Source organism: Qipengyuania huizhouensis, assembly GCF_019711635.1.
Lineage (GTDB): Bacteria > Pseudomonadota > Alphaproteobacteria > Sphingomonadales > Sphingomonadaceae > Qipengyuania > Qipengyuania huizhouensis.
In genome coordinates this window covers 1-25,855 of record NZ_JAIGNT010000014.1, presented here as the reverse complement: position 1 = coordinate 25,855, position 25,855 = coordinate 1, and the positions used below count along the sequence as shown (strand labels likewise).

At 61.1% G+C, this 25,855-nt stretch carries 23 protein-coding genes; 14 read left to right on the top strand and 9 right to left on the bottom strand.

The window, feature by feature from the left end:
- Nucleotides 1-3: 3 nt before the first annotated feature.
- Genes era through lepB form a run of 3 tightly spaced genes read right to left on the bottom strand, consistent with a single transcriptional unit; the run spans nucleotide 4 to nucleotide 2,440 of the window.
- Nucleotides 4-924 carry a GTPase Era gene (gene era / locus K3180_RS11210; protein ID WP_221540924.1) on the bottom strand — a complete coding sequence of 307 codons (921 nt, stop codon included), beginning with the start codon at nucleotides 922-924 and terminating at the stop codon, nucleotides 4-6.
- Nucleotides 921-1,592 carry a ribonuclease III gene (gene rnc, locus K3180_RS11205; RefSeq protein ID WP_221540921.1) on the bottom strand — a complete coding sequence of 224 codons (672 nt, stop codon included), beginning with the start codon at nucleotides 1,590-1,592 and terminating at the stop codon, nucleotides 921-923. The genes era and rnc overlap by 4 nt, the downstream gene beginning before the upstream one ends.
- Nucleotides 1,589-2,440: a signal peptidase I gene (gene lepB, locus K3180_RS11200; RefSeq protein WP_221540919.1), complete on the bottom strand. Its 852-nt coding sequence runs from the start codon at nucleotides 2,438-2,440 to the stop codon at nucleotides 1,589-1,591. Before lepB ends, rnc begins: the two co-directional genes overlap by 4 nt.
- Nucleotides 2,441-2,492: 52 nt before the next feature.
- On the opposite strand from lepB, the gene pgi reads away from it, so the two are divergent.
- Nucleotides 2,493-4,073: a glucose-6-phosphate isomerase gene (gene pgi, locus K3180_RS11195; RefSeq protein WP_221540917.1), complete on the top strand. Its 1,581-nt coding sequence runs from the start codon at nucleotides 2,493-2,495 to the stop codon at nucleotides 4,071-4,073.
- Nucleotides 4,074-4,139: 66 nt separating this feature from the next.
- On the opposite strand, the gene K3180_RS11190 is transcribed toward pgi, so the two are convergent.
- On the bottom strand, nucleotides 4,140-4,424 hold the full coding sequence (locus K3180_RS11190; protein WP_221540916.1) for a GIY-YIG nuclease family protein: 285 nt from the start codon (nucleotides 4,422-4,424) through the stop codon (nucleotides 4,140-4,142).
- A 308-nt stretch (nucleotides 4,425-4,732) separates the two neighbouring features.
- Here K3180_RS11190 and K3180_RS11185 point away from each other — a divergent pair, with 308 nt between their 5' ends.
- The 8 genes from K3180_RS11185 to K3180_RS11150 all read left to right on the top strand — a co-directional run bounded on the left by K3180_RS11185 (nucleotide 4,733) and on the right by K3180_RS11150 (nucleotide 12,335).
- A complete protein-coding gene (locus tag K3180_RS11185; protein WP_221540914.1) occupies nucleotides 4,733-6,100 on the top strand; it encodes a DEAD/DEAH box helicase in 1,368 nt (455 codons plus the stop codon).
- A gap of 68 nt (nucleotides 6,101-6,168) precedes the next feature.
- Nucleotides 6,169-7,521, top strand: coding sequence for a glutathione-disulfide reductase (gene gorA / locus K3180_RS11180; protein WP_221540913.1), 1,353 nt, complete (start codon nucleotides 6,169-6,171; stop codon nucleotides 7,519-7,521).
- A 38-nt stretch (nucleotides 7,522-7,559) separates the two neighbouring features.
- On the top strand, nucleotides 7,560-8,579 hold the full coding sequence (locus tag K3180_RS11175) for an NAD-dependent epimerase/dehydratase family protein (RefSeq protein WP_221540911.1): 1,020 nt from the start codon (nucleotides 7,560-7,562) through the stop codon (nucleotides 8,577-8,579).
- Between the two features lie 101 nt (nucleotides 8,580-8,680).
- Nucleotides 8,681-9,238, top strand: coding sequence for a TspO/MBR family protein (locus tag K3180_RS11170; RefSeq protein ID WP_221540909.1), 558 nt, complete (start codon nucleotides 8,681-8,683; stop codon nucleotides 9,236-9,238).
- A gap of 31 nt (nucleotides 9,239-9,269) precedes the next feature.
- Nucleotides 9,270-9,515: an accessory factor UbiK family protein gene (locus tag K3180_RS11165; protein ID WP_221540908.1), complete on the top strand. Its 246-nt coding sequence runs from the start codon at nucleotides 9,270-9,272 to the stop codon at nucleotides 9,513-9,515.
- A gap of 32 nt (nucleotides 9,516-9,547) precedes the next feature.
- A complete protein-coding gene (recO, locus tag K3180_RS11160) occupies nucleotides 9,548-10,144 on the top strand; it encodes a DNA repair protein RecO (protein WP_221540906.1) in 597 nt (198 codons plus the stop codon).
- A complete protein-coding gene (leuB, locus tag K3180_RS11155; protein ID WP_221540904.1) occupies nucleotides 10,145-11,212 on the top strand; it encodes a 3-isopropylmalate dehydrogenase in 1,068 nt (355 codons plus the stop codon).
- A gap of 31 nt (nucleotides 11,213-11,243) precedes the next feature.
- Entirely contained in the window at nucleotides 11,244-12,335 is a 1,092-nt protein-coding gene (locus tag K3180_RS11150) for a glycosyltransferase family 2 protein (protein WP_221540902.1), read from the top strand.
- Between the two features lie 4 nt (nucleotides 12,336-12,339).
- Here the strand turns inward: K3180_RS11150 and K3180_RS11145 are convergent, their stop codons facing one another.
- Entirely contained in the window at nucleotides 12,340-13,560 is a 1,221-nt protein-coding gene (locus K3180_RS11145; protein ID WP_247710509.1) for a phospholipid carrier-dependent glycosyltransferase, read from the bottom strand.
- A gap of 134 nt (nucleotides 13,561-13,694) precedes the next feature.
- On the opposite strand from K3180_RS11145, the gene K3180_RS11140 reads away from it, so the two are divergent.
- Nucleotides 13,695-14,900 (top strand): trans-sulfuration enzyme family protein, encoded by a 1,206-nt coding sequence (locus K3180_RS11140; RefSeq protein ID WP_221540898.1) that lies wholly within the window; start codon nucleotides 13,695-13,697, stop codon nucleotides 14,898-14,900.
- Between the two features lie 361 nt (nucleotides 14,901-15,261).
- Nucleotides 15,262-15,660, top strand: a complete 399-nt coding sequence (gene apaG / locus K3180_RS11135) for a Co2+/Mg2+ efflux protein ApaG (RefSeq protein WP_221541003.1) — start codon at nucleotides 15,262-15,264, stop codon at nucleotides 15,658-15,660.
- Nucleotides 15,661-15,663: 3 nt separating this feature from the next.
- Here the strand turns inward: apaG and K3180_RS11130 are convergent, their stop codons facing one another.
- From K3180_RS11130 to argJ, 4 genes are all read right to left on the bottom strand, one after another.
- A complete protein-coding gene (locus K3180_RS11130; RefSeq protein WP_221540895.1) occupies nucleotides 15,664-17,193 on the bottom strand; it encodes a Ppx/GppA phosphatase family protein in 1,530 nt (509 codons plus the stop codon).
- Complete coding sequence (locus K3180_RS11125; RefSeq protein ID WP_221541001.1) at nucleotides 17,190-19,361, bottom strand: RNA degradosome polyphosphate kinase; 2,172 nt, start codon at nucleotides 19,359-19,361, stop codon at nucleotides 17,190-17,192. The genes K3180_RS11130 and K3180_RS11125 overlap by 4 nt, the downstream gene beginning before the upstream one ends.
- Before the next feature lie 119 nt (nucleotides 19,362-19,480).
- The gene (locus K3180_RS11120) at nucleotides 19,481-20,245 is read right to left on the bottom strand and encodes an inositol monophosphatase family protein (RefSeq protein ID WP_221540998.1); all 765 of its coding nucleotides are present in this window, start codon (nucleotides 20,243-20,245) and stop codon (nucleotides 19,481-19,483) included.
- 29 nt (nucleotides 20,246-20,274) lie between these two features.
- The gene (gene argJ, locus K3180_RS11115; RefSeq protein ID WP_221540892.1) at nucleotides 20,275-21,501 is read right to left on the bottom strand and encodes a bifunctional glutamate N-acetyltransferase/amino-acid acetyltransferase ArgJ; all 1,227 of its coding nucleotides are present in this window, start codon (nucleotides 21,499-21,501) and stop codon (nucleotides 20,275-20,277) included.
- 110 nt (nucleotides 21,502-21,611) lie between these two features.
- Between argJ and K3180_RS11110 the strand changes: the two genes are divergently transcribed.
- From K3180_RS11110 to K3180_RS11100, 3 genes are all read left to right on the top strand, one after another.
- On the top strand, nucleotides 21,612-21,887 hold the full coding sequence (locus K3180_RS11110; RefSeq protein WP_221540891.1) for a hypothetical protein: 276 nt from the start codon (nucleotides 21,612-21,614) through the stop codon (nucleotides 21,885-21,887).
- Nucleotides 21,888-21,983: 96 nt separating this feature from the next.
- Nucleotides 21,984-24,785 (top strand): preprotein translocase subunit SecA, encoded by a 2,802-nt coding sequence (gene secA, locus K3180_RS11105; protein ID WP_221540889.1) that lies wholly within the window; start codon nucleotides 21,984-21,986, stop codon nucleotides 24,783-24,785.
- 46 nt (nucleotides 24,786-24,831) lie between these two features.
- The gene (locus tag K3180_RS11100) at nucleotides 24,832-25,581 is read left to right on the top strand and encodes a sulfite exporter TauE/SafE family protein (protein WP_221540887.1); all 750 of its coding nucleotides are present in this window, start codon (nucleotides 24,832-24,834) and stop codon (nucleotides 25,579-25,581) included.
- Nucleotides 25,582-25,855 lie beyond the last annotated feature (274 nt).

Genomic DNA, 25,855 nt, shown 5'->3' with positions numbered 1-25,855 from the left:
GCCTCAACGTGTCCAGTCGAGGCCCATTTCCTCGAACATTTCCTTGTCTTCGCTCCAGCGCTCGTCGGTCTTGACGTGGAGGAAGAGGTGGACCTTCTGGCCCAATAGTTCGCTCAGCTCCTCGCGCGCGGCCTGGCCGATGGCCTTGATGCGGCTACCGCCCTTGCCGAGCACGATGGCGCGCTGGTTGTCGCGCATCACGACGATCTGCTGGTGGATCTCGACGCTGCCGTCCTTGCGCTGGATGTATTTCTCCGGCCTCACGGCGCTGTCGTAGGGCAGTTCCTCGTGCAATTGCTGGTAGAGCTGCTCGCGGGTGATCTCTGCGGCCAGCAGCCGTTCGCTGGCGTCGGAGACCTGGTCTTCGGGATACATCCACGGACCTTCGGGCATCAGCTCGGCAAGCGCCTGCTTCATCTCGGGCACGCCGTCGCCGGTGAGCGCGGAGACGAAATAAACTTCGGAAAATTCGACCTTCTCGCCCAGCTCCTGCGCCAGTGCGAGCAAAGGCTCCTTCTTCGCCACGTCGACCTTGTTGAGCACGAGGATCTTGCGTTCGGGCCGGTCCTTCAGGGCCTCCACCAGAGGCTCCAGTTCGTGCCGCCGCTGCTTGATCGGATCGACCAGCAGCAGCACCGCATCGGCACTTTCCGCGCCTTCCCATGCGGCGCTGACCATCGCGCGGTCGAGCCGGCGCTTGGGCGCGAAGATGCCGGGCGTGTCGACGAGGATCATCTGCGTATCGCCGTGCAGGGCAATGCCCAGCATGCGGGCACGGGTGGTCTGCGCCTTGGCCGATGTGATCGCGACCTTCTGGCCGACCAGCTGGTTCACCAGCGTGGACTTGCCCGCATTGGGCGCGCCGATCACGGCCACGAGGCCGCAGCGCGATTCCCGCTCACCCTGAGCCTGTCGAAGGGTCATCCGAACTTCTCCATGAATTCCTTGGCTGCGGCCTTTTCGGCTTCGCCCTTGCTGTTGGCGGTGGCGGTGGCCTCGCCTACCTTGTGGACCTTTACCCGGACGGTGAACTGCGCCGCGTGATCGGGGCCGGAACGGTCGACCACTTCGTATTCGGGGGGCTTGCGGCGGTTACCCGCGGCCCATTCCTGCAATGCGCTCTTGGGGTGCTTGCTTTCGCCCGCGCCGCTTTCCAGCGCCGGGCGCCAGAGCTGGTGAACGAGATCGCGCGCCGCTGCGAAGCCGTTGTCGAGAAACTGCGCGCCGAGCAGCGATTCCATCACGTCGCCCAGGATATTGTCGCTATCCGTTCCGCCATCGGCGCGGGCCTGCTTCGAAATGCGCATATGTTCGGACAGGCCGATCCCGCGGGCCACGGTGGCGCACATCTGGCGGCTGACGATGGCGTTGAGGCGCTGGGCGAGCTTGCCCTCGGGCGCCTCGCTCCGTTCGTAGAGCCAGTGCGCTATGGACAGGCCCAGCACGCGGTCGCCGAGGAATTCGAGCCGCTCGTAATCGTCCTTCTCCCCCATGCTGCCGTGGGTGAGGGCAGCCAGCCAGAGGCTATCGTCGCGGACCGTGAAGCCGGTCGCCTCCAGCCAGCCGCGCGTTTCGGGCTTGAGGCCTTTCATATGTCGCTGCCGATCCGGTCCCAGCGGGCCGCGGTGAACCACGTCCAGGGCAGCAGCCATTCGGCGCTGCCATCGGTCGACCACAGTACCATGCTGGCGCGCGCCACCAGCAGGTCCGCATCGACAAGCCCCACGCCCCCACCGGGTGTGGCCGGGAAGCGGCTGTCGAGCGAATTGTCGCGGTTATCGCCCATCACGAAGATCTTGCCCTGCGGCACCACGATCGGCTCGAAATCGTCCTGCATGGAGCGCCCGAAATCGATCGTGGCATAGCTTTTACCGGAGGGCAGAGTCTCGATGACCTGGCGATAGCGACAGGTGCTTTCGCCCACGATAATTCCGCCATCCGTGCGGCACTGGGTGTTGGCGCTCATCGGGATGTCGACGAATCCGCCGCGTTCCTGCGGCAGGGGGTCGCCGTTGAGATAGACCGTTCCGCGCCGCACGGCGACCGTATCACCCGGCAGGCCGATCGCGCGTTTCACATAGTCGGTGCCGTCGACCGGATGCTTGAAGATCACCACGTCGCCGCGCTCGGGCAGGTCGGCGAAGATGCGTCCTGGGATCAGCGGAGCCTCGAACGGCAAAGAGAGGCTGGAATAGCCATAGGGCCATTTCGCCGCGACGAGATAATCGCCGTTGCGCAGGCCGGGCAGCATGCTTTCGCTGGGAATGGTGAAGGGCGAGAAGATGAAGCTGCGGAAGATCAGCACCACGGCCACCAGCTTCAGGACGAACTTGAGGAAATCTCCCCAGCTTTCCTGCTCTTCCTGCGGCGTGTCGGTTGCGGCGGTTTCTGCCGGATCGATATCGGCATCCGGCTGTATATGGCGGGGGTTCTCATTCATCGCCGAAAGCCCTAGTCGCACAGGCGCGACCATCAAAGGATTTTTGCCCGCCATGACCAAATCTGCCGCCGCTATCTGGACCGATCTCGCCAGCCTGCCGCAGCCTACCCTGCTCGAATTGTTCAGCGCCGAACGCGATGGCGGCGAGGGTGTGGACGAGCCGGGCGGGGCGGAGCGTGTGGCGATGCTTTCGGGCAGGATCGAACTGGCCGGCGATACCGCAGAGGACCTGATGGCACCGGGCGGCATACTGTTCGACTGGTCGAAGACCCATCTCGACCGCGCGGTTCTGGCGAAATTCGCCGAACTGGCCGAGGCGATGGACTTTGCGGGCCAGCGCCGCAAGCTGTTCGCGGGCGAGGTGGTGAATCCGACCGAAGGCCGCGCCGCCGACCACGCCACCCTGCGCGGGGTGGGCGACGAGGCGAAGGCGGAAGAAGCCGCCGCGCTGATCGACCGCATGGGCATGCTGGTCGAGGCGATCCACCAAGGGGCCCTCGGCGAGATCGAGCATCTCATCCATATCGGCATCGGCGGCAGCGCGCTGGGGCCCGCGCTGGGCGTGGACGCGCTGAGCCGTGACTTTGCCCGCTGCGATGTCCATGTCGTCTCGAATATCGATGGCGTGGCGCTGGAAGCGGCCTTTGCGAAATGCGATCCGGCCAAGACGCTGATCGCGGTGGCGAGCAAGACCTTCACCACCATCGAGACGATGACCAATGCCCAGAGCGCGCTCAAATGGCTGGCCGACAACGGCGTATCCGATCCGGGTGGCCGGGTGGTGGCGCTGACCGCCAATCCCGAAGGCGCGGTGGAATGGGGCGTCGACGAGACGCGCATCCTGCCGTTCCAGGAAAGCGTCGGCGGGCGCTATTCGATCTGGTCCAGCATCGGCTTTCCCATCGCCATGGCCGTGGGGATGGACGATTTCCGCGAAATGCTGGCCGGGGCAGCAGCGGTCGATGCCCATTTCCGCGACGCGGAGGTGGCCGAAAACCTCGTCCTGCGCGCGGCCTTCGCCGATCTCTACTACACCCGGGTGCGCGGTTGCCAGACGCGCGCCGTTTTCGCCTATGATGAGCGGTTGGGTCTGTTTCCGGACTATCTCCAGCAGCTGGAGATGGAGAGCAACGGCAAACGCGTGACTGCGGACATGCAGCCGGTCGACGGCCCGACCGCGCCCGTCACATGGGGCGGGGTGGGAACCGATGCGCAGCATGCCGTGTTCCAGCTCTTGCATCAGGGCACGCACCTGATCCCGGTCGATTTCATCGCCAGCATCGCCCCGGGCGACGCTCTGGACCCGGCGCATCATCGCATCCTGCTGATGAACTGCTTCGCGCAAGGAGCGGCGCTGATGGCGGGCAAGAAGGGCTCTGACCCGGCGCGCAATTATCCCGGCGATCGCCCCTCGGCCACGATCCTGTGCGACGATCTCGATGCCGCCACGCTGGGCGCGCTGATCGCCTTCCACGAACACCGCACCTTCGCCAATGCCGTGCTGATGGGGATCAATCCCTTCGACCAGTTCGGCGTCGAACTGGGCAAGCAGATGGCGAAAGCGATCGAACAGGGTGGCGAGGAGTTCGATGCGAGTACGGAGGGGCTGTTGAAGGTGGCGGGGTTAGGTTGACGAGGTGTCCGATTACGACGCCTGACCCTTTATCGTCATCCCAGCGAAAGCTGGGATCGCTATCGGTCAGGCGAGCCGTTCGTAGAGATCGCTCCATTCGGGATTGATCTGCTCGATCAACTCGATCTTCCACGCCCGTTTCCACGCTTTAAGCGCCTTTTCGCGCGCTATGGCAGCCGCGATGTCATCGTGCTTTTCGGCGTAGACGAGCCGTTTCAACCCATAGCGACGGCAGAATGATGAACCTTTGCCCGTTCGATGTTGCTCGATGCGGGGCGGAAGATCGGAGGTGACGCCGATGTAGAGTACACCGGCGCGCTTGTTCGTCATGATATAGACCCAGCCGCCCATTTTTCGGCCTATACACCAGGCGGAGAGCGATCCCAGCTTTCGCTGGGATGACGGGAGAGGGACGCTGTCGGCACTTTGACTAACACCGTCACTTCGCAATTCGATTGACTTTTTGCACTGCAGCATCCACATGACGGCCATCGAAGCGCGCTAGCCAGCGTGAAGTGGCGATTGGCAGACATCCATCGCCCCGGCCGCGCCTCGGTCAATTTTCCAAAGACTTCCCTTTTCACGCGGGTCGTTTGACACCCGCGCCGCGCGAGCTGTGACTCTGCGCGCCGCATATTATGCGAGCTAAACACTCAAACATGACACAGTTTACCGATCTCGGACTTTCGCAGCCCGTGCTCCAGGCCCTCGACATGAAGGGCTATACCACGCCGACGCCGATCCAGGCGCAGGCCATTCCTCCCGTGCTCGAAGGGCGCGACCTGATGGGCATCGCCCAGACGGGTACCGGCAAGACCGCCGCCTTCATGCTCCCCAGCATCGACCGGCTGCGCGATGCCGAAAACCAGACACCGTTCAAATCCTGCCGCATGCTGGTGCTTGCACCGACGCGCGAACTGGCCGGACAGATTGCCGAAGCCGCAAAGGACTATGGCGCACTTGCCGGTCTGAAGGTGCACAGCATCGTCGGCGGCACCTCGGTCAACAAGGACCGCAACAAGCTGCACCGCGGCACCGACATCCTCGTCGCCACGCCGGGCCGTCTGCTCGACCTGATCGACCAGAAGGCGTTCACGCTCGACAAGGTCGAAATCCTCGTCCTCGACGAAGCGGACCAGATGCTCGACCTCGGCTTCATCCACGCCCTGCGCCGGATCAGCGAGCTTGTACCGGACAACCGCCAGACGCTGTTCTTCAGCGCCACCATGCCCAAGCAGATCCAGGAACTGGTCGGCAAATATTGCCGCAACCCGGTCAAGGTCAGCGTGACACCCGAAAGCACCACGGCCGAGCGGATCGACCAGTATCTCTTCATGGTCCAGCAGGACGAAAAGCAGACGCTGCTCGAGATGATCCTGTCCGAGCGCCATGCAGTCCCCGGCAAGTTCGAGCGCGTGCTCATCTTCGCGCGGACCAAGCATGGCTGCGACAGGATCGTGAAGAAGCTCAGCCAGAGCGGCATCCCCGCCAACGCCATCCACGGCAACAAGAGCCAGCCGCAGCGCGAGCGCGCGCTGGACGAGTTCAAGCGCGCCAAGACACCGATCCTCGTCGCGACCGATGTCGCCGCGCGCGGGATCGACATCCCGGGCGTCAGCCACGTGCTCAATTATGAGCTGCCGAACGTGCCCGAACAGTATGTTCACCGTATCGGACGTACCGCGCGTGCGGGCCGTGACGGGGTGGCCATTGCCTTCTGCGCCGAGGACGAACGCGATTATCTCAAGGATATTCGCAAGAAGACCGACGCGGAATTCGAGCGTCTGCCGCTTCCCGACAATTTCCGCGCAGTTGTGGAAGGCGTCGGGCCGACCAAGCGCGAACAGAAGCCCAAGCTGGCGCGGCCCAGGGTCCGTCCCACGGGCGATGCAGCGGCCAGGAAGCCCAAGCAGAAGCACCCGGCGCGCAAGGGCCGGCCTGCAGGTGCGGGCGAAGGAAAGCCGCAGGGCGGTCGTCCGGGCGGCAACCGCAACCGCAATCGCAACCGGCGCCGCAGCCAGGGTTGATCGCGCAAGCGGTTGCCCTTGTAACTCCCACTCGCCATATCGCGCGCTCACGCTGACAGGAGCGCCGTATGGCTGACGAATACGATTACGACCTTTTCACCATCGGTGCCGGGTCCGGCGGCGTGCGCGCAAGCCGCGTGTCGGCGGCGCATGGTGCGAAGGTCGCGATTGCCGAGGAACACCGGGTCGGCGGCACCTGCGTCATCCGCGGCTGCGTGCCGAAGAAGATGCTCGTCTACGGCGCACATTTTGCCGAGGACCTCGAGGATTGCCGCCGTTTCGGCTGGGAGATCGGCGAAAAGAAATTCGACTGGAAGACCCTGCGCGACAATGTCCTTGCCGATGTCGACCGGTTGGAAGGGGCCTATACCGACACGCTCGAGAACCACGATGTCACGATCTTCAACGAACGTGCGGAGATAACCGGCGCTCACGAAATCACGCTCGCCAGCGGACGCAAGGTCACGGCGAAGAACATTCTGATCGCCACGGGTGCGCGCCCACGGATGCCGGAATGCCAGGGCGCGGAACACGCCATCAGCTCCAACGAGGTGTTCCATCTCGACGAACTTCCGAAGAAGATCATCATTGCCGGCGGCGGCTACATCGCGAATGAATTTGCGGGTATTTTCAACGAGTTCGGCTGTGAAGTTCACGTGGTAAATCGCGGCGACCGTCTCTTGCGCAGCTATGACGAAGCGGTCCGCGACCGGCTGCTCCAGATCTCGACGACCAAGGGAATCCAGTTCCGCTTCAATACGACCTTCGAATACATCAAGCCGTGCAAGGATGGCGGCTACTTCGTGAAGCTGTCGGATTGCGACGAGGAGAAAGCCGACCTCGTGTTGTTTGCCGTCGGGCGCATTCCCAACACCGAAAATCTCGGCCTCGACAAGGCCGGGGTCGTTATGGGTGAGAATGGCGAAATCAAGGTCGACCGCTTCTCCAGGACCAGCGTCGATCACATCTATGCCGTCGGCGACGTGACCGACCGCGTGCAGCTCACGCCGGTCGCCATCCGCGAGGGGCAGGCCTTCGCAGACACGGTATTCGGCAAGGGCGAACCGGTGGCGGTCGACCATAGCTGCATCCCCAGCGCAGTCTTCAGCCATCCGCCGATCGCGGCGGTCGGCATGACCGAGGGCGAAGCCAAGAACAAGCTCGGCAGCGTGAAGGTCTACCTCTCCGACTTCCGCCCGATGAAGAACGTCCTGGCGGGCCGCAACGAACGCAGCCTGATGAAGATGGTGTGCGATGGCGATAGCGGAAAGATCGTCGGCATCCACATGATCGCGCCGGAAGCGCCGGAGATGATGCAGGCCGCGGCAATCGCGGTGAAGGCCGGACTGACCAAGGCCGATTTCGATGCGACGACGGCGATCCACCCGACCATGGCCGAAGAACTTGTCCTGATGCGCTAGATGGCTAGGCTGCCGCCAAACACAGGTGGGAGCGCAGCATGACAGGCACGATACTGGTAACAGGCGGCACCGGCTACATAGGCGGGGAGGTCATCGACCAACTCCTCGCCAGGGGATACACCGTCCATACCACGGTGCGAGATGCAGCGAAGAGCGAAGCGAAACTGCGCAGGCGCTGGCCCGATGCAGGTGAGAAGCTGAAGGTCTTTTCTGCCGATCTCCTGTCGGACGAAGGATGGGCACAGGCCAACGCCGGGTGCGATGCGGTGATGCATGTGGCATCGCCGTTCCCGCTCGACGTTCCGAAGAATGCGGACGATCTCATCATTCCGGCTAGGGATGGAACACTTCGAGCGCTAGAGCATGCGCTCAGTGCCGGTATCAAGCGCTTCATTCACACCAGTTCTGCAGCGGCTATCGCCTATGGGCAACCACACAAGAACCATTTCGATTACACCGACTGGACCGACCTGACGAAGAAGCCACCGCCCTATATCCAGTCCAAGACCGTCGCCGAACGCGCCGCGCGCGACTGGGTAGCCATGAACGCGCCGGACATGGTATATTGCTCGATCAATCCGGTCGCCGTCTTCGGTCCGGTCTATGACGACGACATGTCCACCAGCGTCGAAATGGTGAAGAAGATCGTTGACGGCTCGATTCCGCTGATCCCGAACATGGGCATATGCATCACCGATGTGCGCGACGTAGCCGAGGCGCATATCCGCGCGCTCGAAGCTCCCGCCGACACGGTCCGCGGCGAACGCTTCCCGACTTCCCAGAAGTTCATGTGGATCAGCGAGATGGCCGATACGATCCGCGCACGGGTGCCAGAGCATGCCGGCAAGGTGCCTACCCGTCGGATGCCCGATTGGCTGGCGAAATTTCTCGCGCTTTTCATGCCCGAGATGCGGCAGATCAAGGGTGAGCTGGGAAATGTTCGCGACGTGTCGGGCAAGCATACCGAGGAGAAGCTGGGCTACCGCTTCATTCCCGCCGAACAGACGCTGGAAGACACGGTCCGCAGCCTCGTCGCGAAGGGTATAGTGAGGATCTGAGGTGTAGCGGGGTGCGTGCCGGATCGAGCGTGATTGCGCTCATTGCTGCGCCGCGTCACAAGGAAGCATGACGATTCGGGGCGCTTGAGGGACTTTATGCCATGAACATGCTGGCTTCACGCGGACAGCTTCGCGCCAGTTTCATTCGCTGGGCGCTCTTCACAGTGCCGCTATGCGTGTTGCTCGGTTTCCTTTCCGGGCAGCTAGGGGCTGGTGCGGATAGCGCGTGGTTCCAGGCTCTCGAAAAGCCGTCTATTTTCCCCGAGCCAAAGTGGTTCGGCATCGTCTGGACGATCCTCTACGTGATGATCGGGCTCTCGGTTGCCCTTGTTGCTTCGGCATGGGGAGCGCGCGGACGCACGGCGGCGCTGTGGATGTTCGCCGTTCATTTCGTGCTCAACCTCGCATGGACGCCCGTGTTCTTCTCCATGCAGCAGATCACTGCTGCCTTGGTCGTCATCGCACTGATCGTGCTGACCCTGCTGGCGGTGATCGCCCTGTTCTGGAAGGTGAGGAAACTCGCCGCGCTCCTGCTTCTGCCCTATCTCGCATGGGTCTGCTTCGCCACGCTGCTCAACTACGAATTCATGCGCCTCAATCCCGATGCGGAAAGCGCGGGACGCGGCGATGCGATCGAGCGGGTGCGCATCGGCAATTGAACTGCAATCGTTGCCAGCCTAGATAGCTGTTATGCAAAGCCAGAATCCGATGATCGCCGATTTCGTCAAACTCGCCAATTCGGCGGCCGGAACGCTTGCCGGCATGACTCGTGAAGCACGTGAGACGGCACGTGAACGCGCCAAAGAAGCTTTTGGCGGGATGGATTTCGTTACTCGCGAGGAATTCGACGCGGTCAAGACGATGGCGGCCAAGGCACGCGAGCAGGCCGAAGACCTTGCCGCCCGTGTCACCGCGCTGGAAGCCAGGCACAAGTGAAGTATGCCTCTGCCGCAGGGTAGGGGTTCTCAATGCAACTTCGTGCACCCGCTATCCTGATCGCTGCCCGCTCTCATGGCGAGACGGCGGTAATAGCGCGGTTATTCACCGAGAAAAGCGGAGTGGCGGCGGCCTATGTCGCAGGCGGACGTGGAAGACAGCTACGCCCGGTCGTGATTCCGGGCAATCTGGTCGAAGCCGAGATCCGTGCGAAGTCCGACAGCCAGCTACCTTTCGCGCGGCTGGAGCTGGCACGAAGTCGCGGCCCCTGGTTGACCGAACCGCTACCTGCCGCTGCCATTGCGTGGACCTGCGCGCTCACCGCGAGCGTCCTGCCGGAACGCAGCCCGTATCCCAGCCTTTACCGGGCGCTCTCCGCCCTGCTCGACGCGATCTGCAACGCGCCGTCGGCGCGGGGTTGGGCACCGGCGCTCGCATCCTATGAAGTACTGTTGCTGCGCGAGATGGGATATGGCGGCGCCAAGCCGGAGATAGCGGGGCTTGAGCAAGCTCTGGAAATTCTGCGTGCCAGTGAGGCCCCGATTGCCCGCTATCTGCTTGCCGATACCCGCGCCGACGTTCTAGCCGCTAGGTCTCTCCTGATGCAGCGGCTCGAACGGATGGCCTGAATGAAGATTGCGATTTTTCCCGGTGACGGGATCGGCCCCGAAGTAACTGCCGAGGCGAAGCGCGTGCTAGAGGCGCTCTCGCTACCACAACTCTCGCTGTTCGAGGGTGATGTCGGAGGAATAGCCTACCGGCGGCATGGTACGCCCCTACCGGAGGAAACGTTGAAGATGGCTCGCGCTGCCGATGCAGTGCTTTTCGGTGCAGTCGGCGATCCTACCTGCGATGAGTTGCCGCGCGAGCACAGGCCCGAACAAGCCATCCTCGGCTTGCGTAGCGAGCTCGGCCTCTTCGCCAATCTGCGACCTGCGGCGGGCTATCCCGGGCTCGAGGATATGTCGTCGCTGAAACCCGAAGTGGCACGCGGGATCGACCTGCTCGTGGTGCGCGAACTGAACGGCGATGTCTATTTCGGCGAGAAGGGAGAGCGTGCCAGCGAGGACGGACGCGAGGGGTGGGACGCCATGTCTTACAACGAAACCGAGGTGCGGCGCATCGCCCATATCGGATTCCAGGCCGCGCAGAAGCGGCGAAAGCGCCTCACCAGCGTGGACAAGGCGAACGTGCTGGAAACCAGCCGCATCTGGCGCGAGACGGTGATCGAGGTCGCGCGCGAATACCCCGACATCCAGCTCGATCACATGTATGTCGACAATGCCGCCATGCAGATGGTGCGCAGTCCTGGCCAGTTCGACGTGATCCTGACCGGAAACCTTTTCGGCGACATCCTTTCCGACCAGGCGAGCGCATGTGTCGGCTCCATCGGCCTGCTCGCCAGTGCCAGTCTCGGCGAACGACGGACCGAATTCGGCACGTTCGGCCTTTATGAGCCAATTCACGGCAGTGCGCCCGATATTGCCGGGGAAGGAAAGGCCAACCCCGTCGCTGCGATTCTCAGCCTGGCTATGCTGCTGCGCCACTCGCTCGGACGGGAGAGCGATGCGGGCCGGATCGAACGCGCCGTGGCGCAGGTCGTGGCCAGCGACGTGCGCGGCGCGGACCTCGGGGGAACCGCTTCTACCGGTGAGATCGGTGATGCCGTCCTGAGGGCGCTTGCCGCAGTGTCTTGAATTCCCGATTGATCCGCGCCAGTCCGCAACCATGGCGCTCGTCCTCGCGATCATCCTCCCTACGCTGAATGAGCGCGACAACCTTGCTCCGTTAGTAGAACGGATCGAACAGGCCCTCGGCGCCCACGGCTGGGAAGTGCTCATCGTCGATGACAATTCGGCAGATGGGACCGCCGATGAGGCACGCCGTCTTGCGCGCAGCGACAATCGAATTCGCGTGATCCAGCGGATCGGCAGGCGCGGCCTTTCAAGCGCCGCCATCGAAGGTTTCTGCGCCACCGCCGCGCCCTTCGTTGCCGTCATGGATGCGGACCACCAGCATGATCCCGCGCTGCTCGCGCCGATGCTGGAGGCGGTGAAGTCCGGCGAAGTCGATGTCTCGGTAGCAAGCCGTTTCGCAGAAGGCGCGAGTACGGAGGACTGGGCAAGCCCCGAGCGGGAAAGGATATCCGGCCTTGCCAATCGGTTGGCGAGGAAGCTGACCGGCGCGGAGCTATCGGATCCGATGAGCGGCTATTTTCTCCTGAAGACGGATACCGCGCTGGCACTCGTGCCGAAGCTTTCGGGCATCGGGTTCAAGATACTTCTCGATCTGCTGGCGACGTCGGACCGGCCGCTCGAGGTGCGCGACTTTCCGATGAATTTTGCGCAGCGCCGCGCGGGCGAAAGCAAGCTCGATCGCGCCATAGCGCTCGATTTCCTCGCCGGACTCTACGACAAGACATTCGGGCGCGTCATACCTACACGATTTGCCCTGTTCGGGACGGTCGGGGCGTTGGGGGTGCTGGTACACCTCGCCACCCTCTACCTTTGTTTACTCGTCGCAGGGGCGCAGTTCGCCTGGAGCCAGGCCGTTGCGACTCTGGTTGCGATGACTTTCAATTTCTGGCTCAACAATTTCCTGACCTATCGCGACCGGCGTCTGAAGACCGTAGGCGAGATCCTGCGCGGCTGGGCCAGCTTCGTCGCAGCATGTTCCATCGGCGCCCTTGCCAATGTAGCTGTGGCAAGCCTGCTTTATGCCCGCGACATCCACTCGCTTCTTGCCGCACTGGTCGGGATCGTGATCGGATCAGTATGGAACTACGCGCTATCGAGCCGCTTCGTCTGGGGCCGATACTGATAACCTAGATCCAGCTGGTGAGCCAGGTCCAGGTGCGGAAGCTGTTCGCGTGGGCGAGAGGTTCTGCCGCCAGCACCTCGTAGAAGAACGCGAACAGGAGTACGCTTGCGACCAGCACGCCGCTGGTAAGGCGTTTCCAGCCAGCCTCGCGCAAATCGCTCAGGGTAAGTGCCAAGCCGATCAGCATGACGGTGCTCGGCAGGAAATAGTGGTAGTAGAACTGAACCGGTTTAGCGGCGAGGATCCAGAAACCGAGGCTGATAGTATAAAGCAGCGCCACAGCGCCATGCAGCGGTTTTCTGGCTGCAATCCCCTGCCACGCACACCACAAAAGGGCGGGCAGCCCAATTAACATGGTCAGCGGGTTGCCGATCAGGATCACCCCGCGCTGCGCCCCGTCTATCGGTTCGTAAAGGTACCAGATCGCGCGCCAGTTGATCACCCATTCGGGCCAGGTCGACTGATAAGGATGGGCTTTGAGCACCTGCGTCTGCAAATCGAGCATCAAAAGGTGATGCGCCACGATTCCGTCGGTTATCGCATTCGTCGTATAGAAATAGCCGGGGAGAAAGGTTGCTGCATAAATCGCAAGCGGCAGCAAGCCGAGCCAGACGAATGCCTCGACCAATGTTATCCCCGGCACCGGCATGCCGCGCCGGCTTATGAGCAGGCGGCGGCGACCGGCAAACCAGCGCAGAACGAAGAAGGCGAGGCCGGGCAAGGCTGCGATGACCAGCGCATTCCATTTCGAAGCCATGGCCAGGCCGAGCGCAATCCCGGAGGCGATCAGGCGCCTGCGCCCCATCTCGGGTTCGCGCATGGCAGCGGCCATCTGCCAGAAGGCCACTGCCAAGCCGGCAATCATGAAGATATCGAGCATTGCGATGCGAGAATGGACGAAGAGGTGAAAACCGGTCGCCACAAGTATACCGGCGGCGATCGTCGCATAGCGATCAAGCGTCCCGAACCAGACGCATCGCATGATTGCTAATAGTGCCACGGCACCGGCCACCGATGGGATGAGGCGCCAGCCCCAGGGATTGTCGCCGAAGATCGCGATACCCATTGCGATCATTTCCTTGCCGAAAAGGGGATGCTCCCGGTTCGAAAAGGTCGACAGGTCGAGCAGGTCTCGCGCAGCAGGAAGGTAATGGATCTCGTCGAAATAAGGCGCACTGGGAATCGCGAGATTCCATAATACCAGCACCCAGAAAGCGAAGGCCAAGGCGGCGCACCATCGGATTGGGTCAATCGGTTGCTCGGGCGCGCGGCTCATCGGTTATCGCGATTAAGCGAGCGTATTGATGCTGACAACAGCCTTTGCTTGCCGCGCTCCGGCTCCGTGCTATCCCGCTTGCCATGAAAAAGACTACTGGCACCGACCGCAAGATCACCAGCAACTGGCGTCCCGCCACCCAAGCCGTACGGGGTGGAACCTGGCGGAGCGAGCATGGGGAAACGAGCGAGGCGTTATTCCTTACTTCCGGCTACACTTATGACGACGCGCAGACGGTGGCGGATCGCTTCGCGGGCGAGGTCGAAGGGATGACCTACTCGCGGCTGCAGAACCCGACTGTCGCGATGCTGGAAGAACGAATAGCGCTGATGGAAGGCGCGGAGGCCTGTCGCGCGCAGGCGAGCGGTATGGCCGCCATGACCGCGGCACTGCTATGCCAGCTCTCTGCTGGCGACCATGTGGTCGGTGCACGCGCGGCTTTCGGTTCATGCCGGTGGCTGCTCGACCATTTGCTGCCGCGCTTCGCGATCGAGACGACTATAGTCGACAGCGCGGATAACGAGGCCTGGGAAGCGGCGATCCGTCCGAACACTAAGGTGTTCTTCTTCGAGACGCCAGCCAATCCCACGCTGGATGTGGTCGACCTCGCCCATGTCTGCGGCCTCGCGAAGTCGCGCGGAATCACAAGCGTTGTCGACAACGCCTTTGCCACCAGCGCTCTGCAACGGCCAATGGATTTCGGGGCCGATGTAGTCGCCTATTCGGCGACCAAGCTGATGGATGGCCAAGGCAGGGTGCTCGCCGGCGCGGTATGCGGTTCACGCGAATGGATCGAAGAAGTGCTGTTGCCATTCCAGCGAAATACCGGACCGAATTGTGCCCCCTTCAATGCCTGGGTGGTGCTGAAAGGTCTCGAAACACTCGGCTTGCGTGCGCAACGGCAAAGCGAGAGCGCGGTCGGGCTTGGCCGTTTCCTCGAAAGCCGGGTCCCCCGTATCCTGCATCCCGGCCTCGAAAGTCATCCACGCCACGCGCTCGCAATGAAGCAGATGAGTGCAACCGGACCGATTTTTGCGCTGGATGTCGAGAGCCGCGAGAAGGCTTTTTCCCTCCTCGATGCGCTCGAACTGATCGACATCTCGAACAACATCGGTGACGCGCGCAGTCTCATGTGCCATCCTGCGAGCACCACGCATGCCGGAATGAGCGACGAGGATCGCGCCGACATGGGTGTGACAGAGGGACTTCTGCGCATCAATGTCGGGCTGGAGGATATCGAAGACCTGAAGGAAGATCTCGATCAAGCCCTCAAGAAAGCCGGGTTTTAGACCAAGACTTTCATGTCTGTGATTTTCGGGTCAGATTTTTTCCCGGAACGATCTCGACAAGGTCGAAAGCTATCCTTTCGGAGCAAGTCCTGAGCCGGCCGGGGCTCTGCTATCAGAGAGCGATTGCGGCGAGCACGACCTGCGCGGCGAGCATCAGTTCGATGCGTCCTTCACCGTCTTGGTCTGCAATCAACCGGTTTATGAAAGCGAAAAACATTTCGCGTCCCCTTTCCCGAAATGCAATATGACCCTTGCTGCTTATGATTTCTTGATACAATCTGGTTAACCGATCTTAAGACGTTCGGATAAGCATGCGTCATACCCTTGCACGTTGGTGCGCAACCATTAGGTTGAGCGAGTGATCAAGGAACTCTTCCAGCATAGCGCCATGACCGATGGCATTACTGTCCGGGTTGCGGTGAACTTCCTGCCCGAGCAATCGCAGCCGGAAGCTCAAAAGTGGTTCTGGGTCTATCACATCCGTATAGAAAACGCATCTCACGAGCGGGTCCAGTTGATGACCCGTCACTGGCGGATTACTGACGGTATCGGGATGGTCGCCCATGTTGATGGCGACGGCGTGGTTGGGGAGCAGCCGGTCCTCAATCCGGGCGATAGCCATGATTATGTTTCGGGTTGTCCGCTCGATACCCCTCACGGCACGATGGAGGGCTTTTACACCTTCCACCGTGAGGATGGAGAGCCGTTTGAAGTCCGTATTCCGTTCTTCCCGCTTGCGGCCCCCGCAACCGCCAACTGACCGCTAATCGTCGCTTTCGAGTTCGTCCTCGAAATCATATGTGCCGATCTTGATCTTCGGTTTGCGGTCCATCCATTCAGCAAGAATCTCGAGCTCGTTGGTCAACGGCCAGGTGGCCAGCGCGGCGCGACTTTCGTCGAGGTAGAGCACAAGCGACTTTTTCTTCAGTCTCAATCTGCTGTTGCCGAGCGAGTTGCGTGAGCCGGCTCCGAGACGGCGAGCGAGGCGGAAACTGAGGCCCCACGTCAACCCTTCGCGCAAATCCTCGTCATCGGCGAGTTCTCGGAGCTTTGCCGGCAGTTCTGTCCGTCCAAGACTTCCGAACAGGGCGGCGCAGATCATCGCACGGTCCCGTGCCGAACATTCGATCCAGCGCTTGTCGAGAGCCCATTCGGTGGCATGATTGACTCGCAGATTGGGCTCGACCCGCTGGAGCGCTGCGGCGAGCTGGGCTGCAGCCAGACGCAGACGTTCGTTACGCTTGCCCTTGCCGTTGGCAAGTTCGACCGTCCAGCCCGCGACCCGCGCTGCGTCGGTCACCGGCGCATCACGCTGTTCGGCGAAAGCATGGACACCCGATAAAAGCGGATCGTGCGAGCGCTGTAGCTCATTTAGTCGCGAATAGAGCAGGCCCTCACGAATGCCCCAGCTCGAAAAGACAAGTTCATCCGGCTGCAATTCGTCCAGCAGCGGCAGCAACAAGGCGGCAGCGTCGGGGAGATACGCAGCACGCATGTCGCTGATCCCGGGAATGGTTTCGAGCTCTGCCGGATCGGAGTTGCACAAGGCCTTGGCGTGGCGCTTCGTATCTTCGACCGAGAGACAGAAGCCATGAGGGTCGGTAAGCGGGTAATCGACCGCCTGCATCGCGTAATGGGCCAGGGCGCGCCATGTTCCCCCGATCATGTACAGCGGGCCGGAATGGGTCTTGGCCCAACCGACACTTTCCAGCTTTTCGTGTACGGTATTCGTCAGATTCCGATCCGTTGCTCGGAAGGAGGGTAGGCGGAGCGTGCCGAAAGGCAGGCTGACTGCATCGCGGCAATCACCAGCTCCGATCGAGACCAATTCAAGACTGCCGCCCCCCAGATCGGCGACGATACCCTCCGCCCCCGGGAAAGCCCCGATCGCACCATAGGCCGACGTGCAGGCTTCTTCTTCGCCGGTCAGCAAGCGTGGTTCCAGACCCAGGTCGGCCACCTTGTCGAGAAACTCCCTGCCGTTCTCGGCGTCGCGTGTTGCGGCTGTCGCTACTGTCTGGACATCTTCGATCCCGCGATCCCGGATCAGAAGCGCGTAGCGGCCAAGCGCGGCGAGGGCTTCCTCGCTCGCTTCGTCGGGAATGCGGCCGGTTTCGGAAAGATCGCGCCCCAGCCGTGCCGCGACCTTTTCGTTCCAGACGGTTTCAGGGGCACGCCCGGTCCCTTCATAGATCACGAGGCGAACGGTGTTCGACCCGATGTCGATAACTGCACGGGGCGGGTGGATCAGGCGGCGCTGCCACTTGGGGCTGCGGGTTTTGGATTTGTTCACGCTTCACGCCTCGGCAGGGTTAGGTGCGGCACGTCATGGCTGTCCAGTGCAGATCCGCGCCCCGATAGAGAGGGGTTGGACATGAAGTATTCGTGGCAGTTGAAGCCGCTCTCGCCCTTGCGCATCCGCCGGTACTGACCGTCCGTATCGAGCTGCCAGCTTTGTTCGGTATCGAGGATGTTGGCGAGCATGACCTGTTTGAGCAACTGATCGTGCACTGTCTTGTTCGTTACCGGGACCAGCACTTCCACCCGGCGTTCGAGATTGCGGCTCATTGCATCTGCACTGGTCAGGAAAACCTTCGCCTGGCGGCTCGGCAGTTCTTTGCCATCGGCGAAGACCCACATCCGGGCGTGTTCCAGAAACCGGCCGATGATCGACTTCACACTGATGTTTTCGCTCAGGCCTGGAATACCTGCACGCAGCGAGCAGATACCCCGGACTACCATGCGGATCTCCACGCCGGCCTGGCTGGCTTCGTAGAGCTTGTCGATCATGGCACGATTGGTGATGGAGTTCAGCTTAACCCAGATACCGGAAGGCTTGCCCGCCTTGGCGTTGGCGATCTCCACATCGATCATGTGGTAAAGTTTCTCGCTCAGTCCGATAGGCGAAATGGCAAGATGCTCCAGATCGTCTGGTTCGATATAGCCGGTGATGAAGTTGAACATCTTGGCGGCATCGCGCCCCAGCGCCGGATCGGCGGTGAAATAGCTGAGGTCGGTGTAGATCTTGGCGTTTACCGGATGGTAGTTGCCGGTGCCGAAGTGGCAATAGGTGCGGTAGCCATCCTCTTCGCGCCGCACAACGAGGCTGACCTTGGCGTGGGTCTTCCACTCGGTGAAGCCGTATATGACTTGTACGCCTGCCCGTTCCAGTTCGTTGGCCCAGCGGATGTTGCGTTCCTCGTCGAAGCGCGCCTTCAGTTCCACCACAGCCGTCACAGCCTTGCCATTCTGTGCTGCCTCCACCAGCGCGGCGATCACGGGAGACTGGTCGCCCGCGCGATAGAGAGTCTGCTTGATCGATACGACATTGGGATCGATCGCGGCCTGATGGAGGAAATCGACCACCACCTCGAAACTTTCGTAAGGGTGGTGAATGACCATGTCCTTCTCGCGGATCGCGGTGAAGACATCGCCATCATGCGCCAGCACGCGCTCGGGATAGCGCGGCGAAAAGGGGGTGAACTTCAGATCGGGCCGCGGCTCGCCGCAGATCGCGTCGAGATCGCGCAGGCCCAGCATGCCGCCTGTCTTGACGATCATGGCTGCATCGACGTCGAACTGATCGCGCAGGAGCGCTTCGGCCGCTGCATCGCACTCGTCATCCAGTTCGAGCAGGACAGCGCGGCCGCGTCGCCGACGCTGGATAGCGGTGCGGTAGAAGCGGACCAGATCCTCTGCCTCGTCCTCGACCTCGATATCGCTGTCGCGCAGCACGCGAAAAATGCCGTCGCCGAGAATCTTGAAACCGGGGAACATCCGGTCGGCGAATTTCGTGACGAGCTGTTCGATGGCAACATAGATCGCCTGTTCGCCCGGCACACGCACATAGCGCGGCACACCGCTCGGGATCAGGACCATCTCGACCAGCTCGCCCTTGCGCTTGCCGCGCTTCAGGCGGAAGAGGACGCCCATCCCTCCGCTGGCGACAAAGGGGAAGGGGTGGGAAGGATCGATCGCCTGCGGTGTGATCAGCGGGAGGATATCGGTCTCGAAATATTCCTCCAGCCATTGCTGCTGCCCTTTGGGAAGCTCTTCGACCAGGGCAATGACGATACCTTCCTCCGCTAGCAATCCGCGTAGGATCTCGAGGCTTTCCTGCTGGCGATGCTCAAGTTCGAGAACCTGTTCGCGAATGGCGTCGAGCTGCTGCCGGGGGCTGCGACCATCGATTCCGGTTGTCTCGATACCGCGCTGCAGTTGTCCTTCCAGACCCGCGATACGTACCGTGGTGAATTCGTCGAGGTTGCTTCCCGAGATTGAAAGAAAGCGAAGTCGTTCGAGTAGCGGGTAATTGGCATTCTCGCTCTCGGCTAGCACGCGGCGGTTGAAGCTTAGCCAGCTCAATTCCCTGTTCACATAGCGATCTTCCGCCGCATCCGGTGCGGCGGGAAGATCGCGCACCGGTGTTTCGTCACCGGTAGTGCCGGTGGCGGGATTCATCGCATCGCCAAGGGTCACAGGAGGACCTTTCGTCTCATTTCAGCGCAGGTTAGGACGCTGGCTGGCTATTGAAAAGACTTTCGCCCCGCCACCGGTTCTGCCGCCCTGTCAGAAGAGGGTCACATTTCAGCGTAGCGCGCAGCCAGCTCGTCCCAGAGTGCGGGTGTGGCGGCACCGAGCAGGCCCTTGCGGTCCCATTCGTCCACCCGATAGGACGAGCCATCGGGCCGCGCGACCCTGCCGCCCGCTTCCTCCAGCCACAACGCTCCCGCAGCATGGTCCCAGGCCAGCGTGCGCTCGAAGATCGAAACATCGTTTTCGCCCAGCGCGAGACGCGGATATTGTTCGGCGGCGCAGTAGGGGATGTCGACCAACTGGTAATTGGGCGAAATATGCCGGCGGGTGGCCTGCCGACGCGCTTCTTCCATGAAGATCAGCGAAATGGCGGCAACGGGCGGGTTCTTGCCTGAACCGCGCGAAAATATCCGCTCGCCGTCGATGAGCGCGCCTGCTCCTCTGTGTGCGACGCAGAAGCGGCCCGACAGGCAATCGTAGATCCAGCCCGACTGCGCCAGACCGCCATCGGCACGCGCGATAATGATCCCGAAAGGCGGCTTGCCGCAGGCAAAATTTCGAGTTCCGTCGATCGGGTCGACGATCCAGCAGGGAGAATCGAGCCGCGCGAGGATCGTGGGATCGGCATGGGCCGCTTCCTCGCCCACGAAATCGATTGTGTCATCCAGCCGGGACAACCCCTCGCGGAGCAATACTTCGGATTCCTTGTCGGCGATCGTGACGGGATCGTTACCGCCCTTGTCCTCGACCTCCCCCTCGGCGAGCTTGCGGAAACGTGGCAGAATCGCCTGCTCGGTCACACGCTTCATCAGCGTGAGAATTTCGTCGTCGAGTTTGCTCACGAACGATAGTCCGCGTTGATCGAGATATAACCGTGCGTCAGGTCACAAGTCCATACGGTCGCGTGGCCATCGCCCATTCCGAGGTCCACGTCGATGCGAATGTCCTGCCCCGCGAGATGCGCTGCCACGGGCGTCTCGTCGTAATCGGCCAGCGGCTGACCGTCCTTCGCCGCCCAGGTGCCGCCGAACCCGATCGATAGCCGATCGCGGTCGGCCGGCTCGCCCGCCTTTCCTATGGCCATGACCACGCGGCCCCAATTGGCGTCGCCGCCAGCGATTGCGGTCTTCACAAGCGGTGAGTTGGCGATAGCAAGCCCGACGCGCCGTGCACTTGCGGCACTCGCTGCGCCGGTCACGGCAATCTCTATGAATTTCTGCGCACCTTCCCCATCGCGGACCACGAGCTGGGCCAGTTCCAGACATACACCGAGCAAGGCGGCATAGAAGGCATCAGCTCCGGTATCTTCCCACGAGGAAAGCGCTGTATTTCCTGCCTTTCCGGTTGCGAATGCCAGCACGGTGTCACTTGTCGAGGTGTCCCCATCGACGGTAATGCAGGAAAAGGTTTCGTCATTCGCCTTGGACAGCATTTCTTGAAGGAATGCCGGTTCCACCGCAGCGTCAGTGAAAATATACCCGAGCATGGTCGCCATATCTGGCGCGATCATTCCGCTGCCCTTGATTATTCCGGCAAGTTCGACCCGCCTGTCGCCCAGCATCGCCATGGCGGCCGATCCTTTGAGAAACGTGTCGGTGGTGCCGATGGCCTCGGCAGCTTGTTCCCAACTGCATGGTTCGGCTGCCAGAACCGCGGCCACTCCGTTTCGCGCCTTGTCCTTGGGGAGTGGGACGCCGATTACGCCGGTGGAAGAGACGAACACTTCGCTCGGCTCGCAATCCAGCGCTTCGGCGACTTGCGCCATGATCTGCTCCACCGCCTCGCGCCCGCGGACTCCGGTAAAGGCGTTGGAATTACCGGCATTGACGATCAGCGCGCGCGCCTTGCCGAGCTTGGCCTGCTCGCGGCCCATTTCGACCTCGCTCGATGCACACGCCGACTTGGTGAAAACCCCGGCCACGCTGGTGCCCTGGGTCAATTCTGCAAAGGTGAGATCGGCGCGGTCCCAATTCTTGTAACGAGCCTGCGCCACGCGCAGCGTCACACCGTCAATGGCGGGCAGGTCGGGAAAGGGGCGCGAGAGGGGCGAAGAGGGTAGATCCATCCTCAGTGCGCTATACCGCGCTGCATCGACCTGCAAGCACCGCTCGCCGCGGAAAAATCACGCTCTGCTCTTTAATCCTTGGCCTTTGTGCGCTATCTCGACGGGCAATCATGCTGCGCCAGCTTCTTGCCCTTCTTGCTCTTTTGACCGGCCTTGCCGCCATTGGCGCGCCTGTCCAGGCTGCGGTGAACAGTGCTGTGGGTGTTGGTGTTGAGCAGCCGTCGGACTCCCGAGATACCGAGACCCGCGATGCGCAGAATGTCTGTGCTGACAAGCAGCGCAAGCAAAAGCTGCGCGGCGAGAAGGTAACGCCCTGCAAGAAGCAGGAACCCGTTACGGTTTATATTCCCTCGGTGATGTTCGGCGTCGACCGCGCTTACGAATAGCCCTTCCGGCACATTCAGATACGCTTGCCCGGCACCGACTATGTGCGCGGGTATTCCGCATACGATCCCCCAGATATTCAAGGTCTTCGCCCACCCATGTTCAATACGCTCATGAAGTCCGTTTTCGGCTCGTCCAACGACCGTTACGTCAATTCCATCCGCAAGATCGTCGATCAGATTAACGCGCTCGAACCCCAGATACAGGAACTCAGCGACGACGAACTCCGCGCGCAGACGGACAAGTTTCGTCAGCAACTGGCAGACGGCAAGACGCTGGATGATATCCTGCCCGAAGCCTTCGCAACCGTGCGGGAAGCTTCGGTTCGCGTCCTCGGGATGCGTCACTTCGATGTGCAGATGATCGGCGGTGTGGTGCTTCATCGAGGTGAAATCGCCGAGATGCGCACGGGTGAGGGCAAGACGCTGGTGGCTACGCTCGCCACCTATTTGAACGCGATCGAAGGCAAGGGCGTGCACGTCGTCACGGTAAACGACTATCTCGCCCGCCGCGATGCGGAATGGATGGGCCAGTTGCACAACTTCCTCGGCCTGACCGTAGGTGTGATCGTCCCCAATCTCGGGGAAATGCAGCGCCGTGATGCCTATGGCGCCGACATTACGTACGGAACGAATAACGAATTCGGTTTCGATTACCTGCGCGACAACATGAAGCACGATCGCGGCCAGATGGTGCAGCGGCCCTTCAACTTCGCCATTGTCGACGAGGTAGACTCCATCCTCATTGACGAAGCCCGGACCCCGCTGATCATCTCTGGTCCTACAGAGGACAAATCGGACCTCTACGTGTCGATCGACGAGATCGTGAAGAAGATCGAGCCCGAGTGGTACGATGCGGACGAGAAGACCAAGAACATCACCTGGACGGAAGAAGGCACGGACGCGATCGAGGCAATGCTGACGGAAGCCGGCCTTCTCGAAACCGACAATCTCTACGACGTCGAGAATACCCAGGTGGTCCACCATCTCGACCAGGCGCTGAAAGCGAACATCATGTTCAAGCGCGATACGGACTACATCGTCAAATATGAGAAGAAGATGCAGCCCGACGGGACCATGGCTGAAGAGGGCAAGGTCGTTATCATCGACGAATTCACCGGCCGCATGATGGAAGGCCGCCGGTGGTCTAATGGCCTGCATCAGGCGGTTGAAGCCAAGGAAGGTGTGAAGATCGAACCGGAGAACCAGACTCTCGCTTCGATCACGTTCCAGAACTACTTCCGCATGTATCCTAAGCTGTCCGGCATGACCGGTACTGCAGCCACTGAAGCAGCGGAATTCTGGGACATCTACAAGATGAACGTGGTCGAAATTCCGACCAATGTCCCCGTCCAGCGCATCGACGAAGAGGACGAGTTCTACAAGAACACGCAGGACAAGTTCCAGGCAATTGCCAAGGCGATCAAGGAAAAGAACGAAATAGGGCAGCCGGTACTCGTCGGTACGGTCTCGATCGAGAAGTCCGAATTGCTCTCCAGCTTCCTCGACAAGGAAGGCGTGAAGCACGAAATCCTCAACGCGCGCCAGCACGAACGAGAAGCACATATCGTGGCGCAGGCTGGCCGCATCGGGGCGGTAACAATCGCGACCAACATGGCGGGACGCGGCACCGACATTCAGCTGGGCGGCAATGCCGAATTCCGGATCGACGATGAACTTTCCGAACTTGCGGAGGATGATCCGAAGCGTCAGCAGGCAGTGGATCGGATCAAGGCTGAGGTCGCGGCGGAGCGCGAGCGTGTGCTCGAGGCAGGAGGCCTGTTCGTCCTGGCGACAGAGCGCCACGAAAGTCGCCGCATCGACAACCAGTTGCGCGGACGTTCGGGTCGTCAGGGGGACCCGGGTCTCAGCCGTTTCTATCTCTGTCTGGAAGACGACCTGCTGCGTATCTTCGGTCCGGACACGCTGTTTGCTCGCATGATGAACTCGAATCTCGAAGACGGTGAGGCAATCGGCTCGAAATGGCTCTCCAAGGCCATTGAAACTGCACAGAAAAAGGTCGAGGCGCGCAATTACGAGATCCGTAAGCAGGTCGTCCAGTACGATGACGTGATGAACGATCAGCGCAAGGTTATTTACGAACAGCGCGCCGAAATCATGGACAGCGAGGCAGTGGACGATGTCGTGGTCGATATGCGCCACGATGCTATCAACGCGATCGTTGGCGAACACTGCCCACCGGGTTCCTATCCCGAGCAATGGGATATGGATGGTCTCAAGGCCAAGGTAGAGGACGTCTTCGGCATGTCCTTCCCGATGGAAGAGTGGCTTGAAGAAGATCATATAGAGCCCGAACTGATCGAAGAGCGCATTCGTGAGGAAGCCGACAGGCGCATGGAGGAGAAGATCGCCAAGGCTGATCCTTCGATCTGGCGCCGGATCGAAAAGAGCCTGCTCCTCCAGGAACTCGATCACCAGTGGAAGGAGCACCTCGCCACTCTCGACGCGCTGCGGCAGGTCGTGGGTTTGCGGGCCCATGCGCAGAAACAGCCACTGAACGAATACAAGCAGGAAGCTTTCGCGCTGTTCGAAAGCATGCTCGACAAGTTGCGTGAAGATGTGACAGCGAAGCTGCTAACAATCCAGTTGGCAGAGCCGGCCCCACTCCCTCAGGTGAACCTACCGGATCTGCCCGACTTCCTTACCGGCCATATCGACCCACTCACTGGCCTGGACGATTCAAACGATGGCGACGGTTCGGACCAACGCGCTGCTCTGTTTGGCGCACTGGCGGGCAGCGCGCGCGCTGCCGTGGGCCCCGGTGGCTCGGTTACCGAAAACCCGTATGCCGACAAGCAAATTAGCCGTAATGACCCGTGTCCGTGCGGTTCAGGCAACAAATACAAACATTGTCACGGAGCGATACGCGCGAAGGTATGATGAGCACCTTTCGCGCGATGCGTGAATCGAACAAGGCAGCGTGGGTTTGATCTGGCTCATCGCCGCCTTTTTCATTACGGCTTTGCTCTATGCGAGTGTCGGTTTCGGAGGCGGATCGACCTACAACGCTTTGTTGGCGCTATATGGTGTGGATTATCGTATCCTTCCGTTGATCGCGCTGTCCTGTAACATTGTGGTTGTGGCGGGCAGCACTGTTCGGTTCGCTCGCGCAGGCGTTACACCCTGGAGAGAAGCGCTGAAATTAACCGCATTCGCGGCTCCGGCAGCAATTCTCGGCGGCCTGACTCCGATCGGTGAGGGGACTTTCCTGACTATTCTGGGCGTCAGCCTTGTTGTGACCGCGATGACCATGGCGTTTCCGATTGCTAGTTCCGAGGGTGAACCCCGTCGCTGGGCTTGCTCGGTCCTATTCATGGCGGCTCCGCTGGGGTATCTCGCCGGGCTTGTCGGTATTGGCGGCGGAATTTTCCTGGCACCGCTTCTCCACCTGACGCGTTGGCAAAACGCCAAAGCCATAGCAGCGACTGCGAGCCTGTTCATCCTGGTCAACTCGTCCTTCGGTCTCGCAGGCCAGATATTGAAAGGCGGAGAGGGGCGTTTTCTGGCCGCTGTTGATTATGGACTGCCTTTAATCGTTGCAGTCGCAATCGCTGGACAAATTGGAAGTCTACTGGCGCTAAAATTCCTGCCGCAGCAATGGATACGGTGGGGAACCGCCTTGCTGACCGCATGGGTGGGCTTGAGGCTGCTCTTAGCGATCCGAGTTGGATTATAACCCAATCCCACTAATACATTGCTACATTACAAGTATATGCGAGAATTGCGCGTAAGAAAATGAGGCGTTCCCCACGTGTTCCCCCCACCGAGTTTCCGATAAGCCGCGTATACTAACGGACGCGTGCGGCTGGCGACGAAAGTGATTTGAAGTCCAACTTGTCGCTGGCTTTTAACTGACGCACGTCTCTAAGCCATTTAGGCCCTGTTGACAAACTGGATTCACAATCGCTGCGAGATGTGATTCAAGATAGCTTTTGCGGAGGTTATCTTGG

Coding starts and splice junctions, on each gene's coding strand:
- era (WP_221540924.1), bottom strand. CDS start 924: ATGACCCTTCGACAGGCTCAGGGTGAGCGGGAATCGCGCTGCGGCCTC.
- rnc (WP_221540921.1), bottom strand. CDS start 1,592: ATGAAAGGCCTCAAGCCCGAAACGCGCGGCTGGCTGGAGGCGACCGGC.
- lepB (WP_221540919.1), bottom strand. CDS start 2,440: ATGAATGAGAACCCCCGCCATATACAGCCGGATGCCGATATCGATCCG.
- pgi (WP_221540917.1), top strand. CDS start 2,493: ATGACCAAATCTGCCGCCGCTATCTGGACCGATCTCGCCAGCCTGCCG.
- K3180_RS11190 (WP_221540916.1), bottom strand. CDS start 4,424: ATGGGCGGCTGGGTCTATATCATGACGAACAAGCGCGCCGGTGTACTC.
- K3180_RS11185 (WP_221540914.1), top strand. CDS start 4,733: ATGACACAGTTTACCGATCTCGGACTTTCGCAGCCCGTGCTCCAGGCC.
- gorA (WP_221540913.1), top strand. CDS start 6,169: ATGGCTGACGAATACGATTACGACCTTTTCACCATCGGTGCCGGGTCC.
- K3180_RS11175 (WP_221540911.1), top strand. CDS start 7,560: ATGACAGGCACGATACTGGTAACAGGCGGCACCGGCTACATAGGCGGG.
- K3180_RS11170 (WP_221540909.1), top strand. CDS start 8,681: ATGAACATGCTGGCTTCACGCGGACAGCTTCGCGCCAGTTTCATTCGC.
- K3180_RS11165 (WP_221540908.1), top strand. CDS start 9,270: ATGCAAAGCCAGAATCCGATGATCGCCGATTTCGTCAAACTCGCCAAT.
- recO (WP_221540906.1), top strand. CDS start 9,548: ATGCAACTTCGTGCACCCGCTATCCTGATCGCTGCCCGCTCTCATGGC.
- leuB (WP_221540904.1), top strand. CDS start 10,145: ATGAAGATTGCGATTTTTCCCGGTGACGGGATCGGCCCCGAAGTAACT.
- K3180_RS11150 (WP_221540902.1), top strand. CDS start 11,244: ATGGCGCTCGTCCTCGCGATCATCCTCCCTACGCTGAATGAGCGCGAC.
- K3180_RS11140 (WP_221540898.1), top strand. CDS start 13,695: ATGAAAAAGACTACTGGCACCGACCGCAAGATCACCAGCAACTGGCGT.
- K3180_RS11125 (WP_221541001.1), bottom strand. CDS start 19,361: ATGAATCCCGCCACCGGCACTACCGGTGACGAAACACCGGTGCGCGAT.
- K3180_RS11120 (WP_221540998.1), bottom strand. CDS start 20,245: ATGAAGCGTGTGACCGAGCAGGCGATTCTGCCACGTTTCCGCAAGCTC.
- argJ (WP_221540892.1), bottom strand. CDS start 21,501: ATGGATCTACCCTCTTCGCCCCTCTCGCGCCCCTTTCCCGACCTGCCC.
- K3180_RS11110 (WP_221540891.1), top strand. CDS start 21,612: ATGCTGCGCCAGCTTCTTGCCCTTCTTGCTCTTTTGACCGGCCTTGCC.
- secA (WP_221540889.1), top strand. CDS start 21,984: ATGTTCAATACGCTCATGAAGTCCGTTTTCGGCTCGTCCAACGACCGT.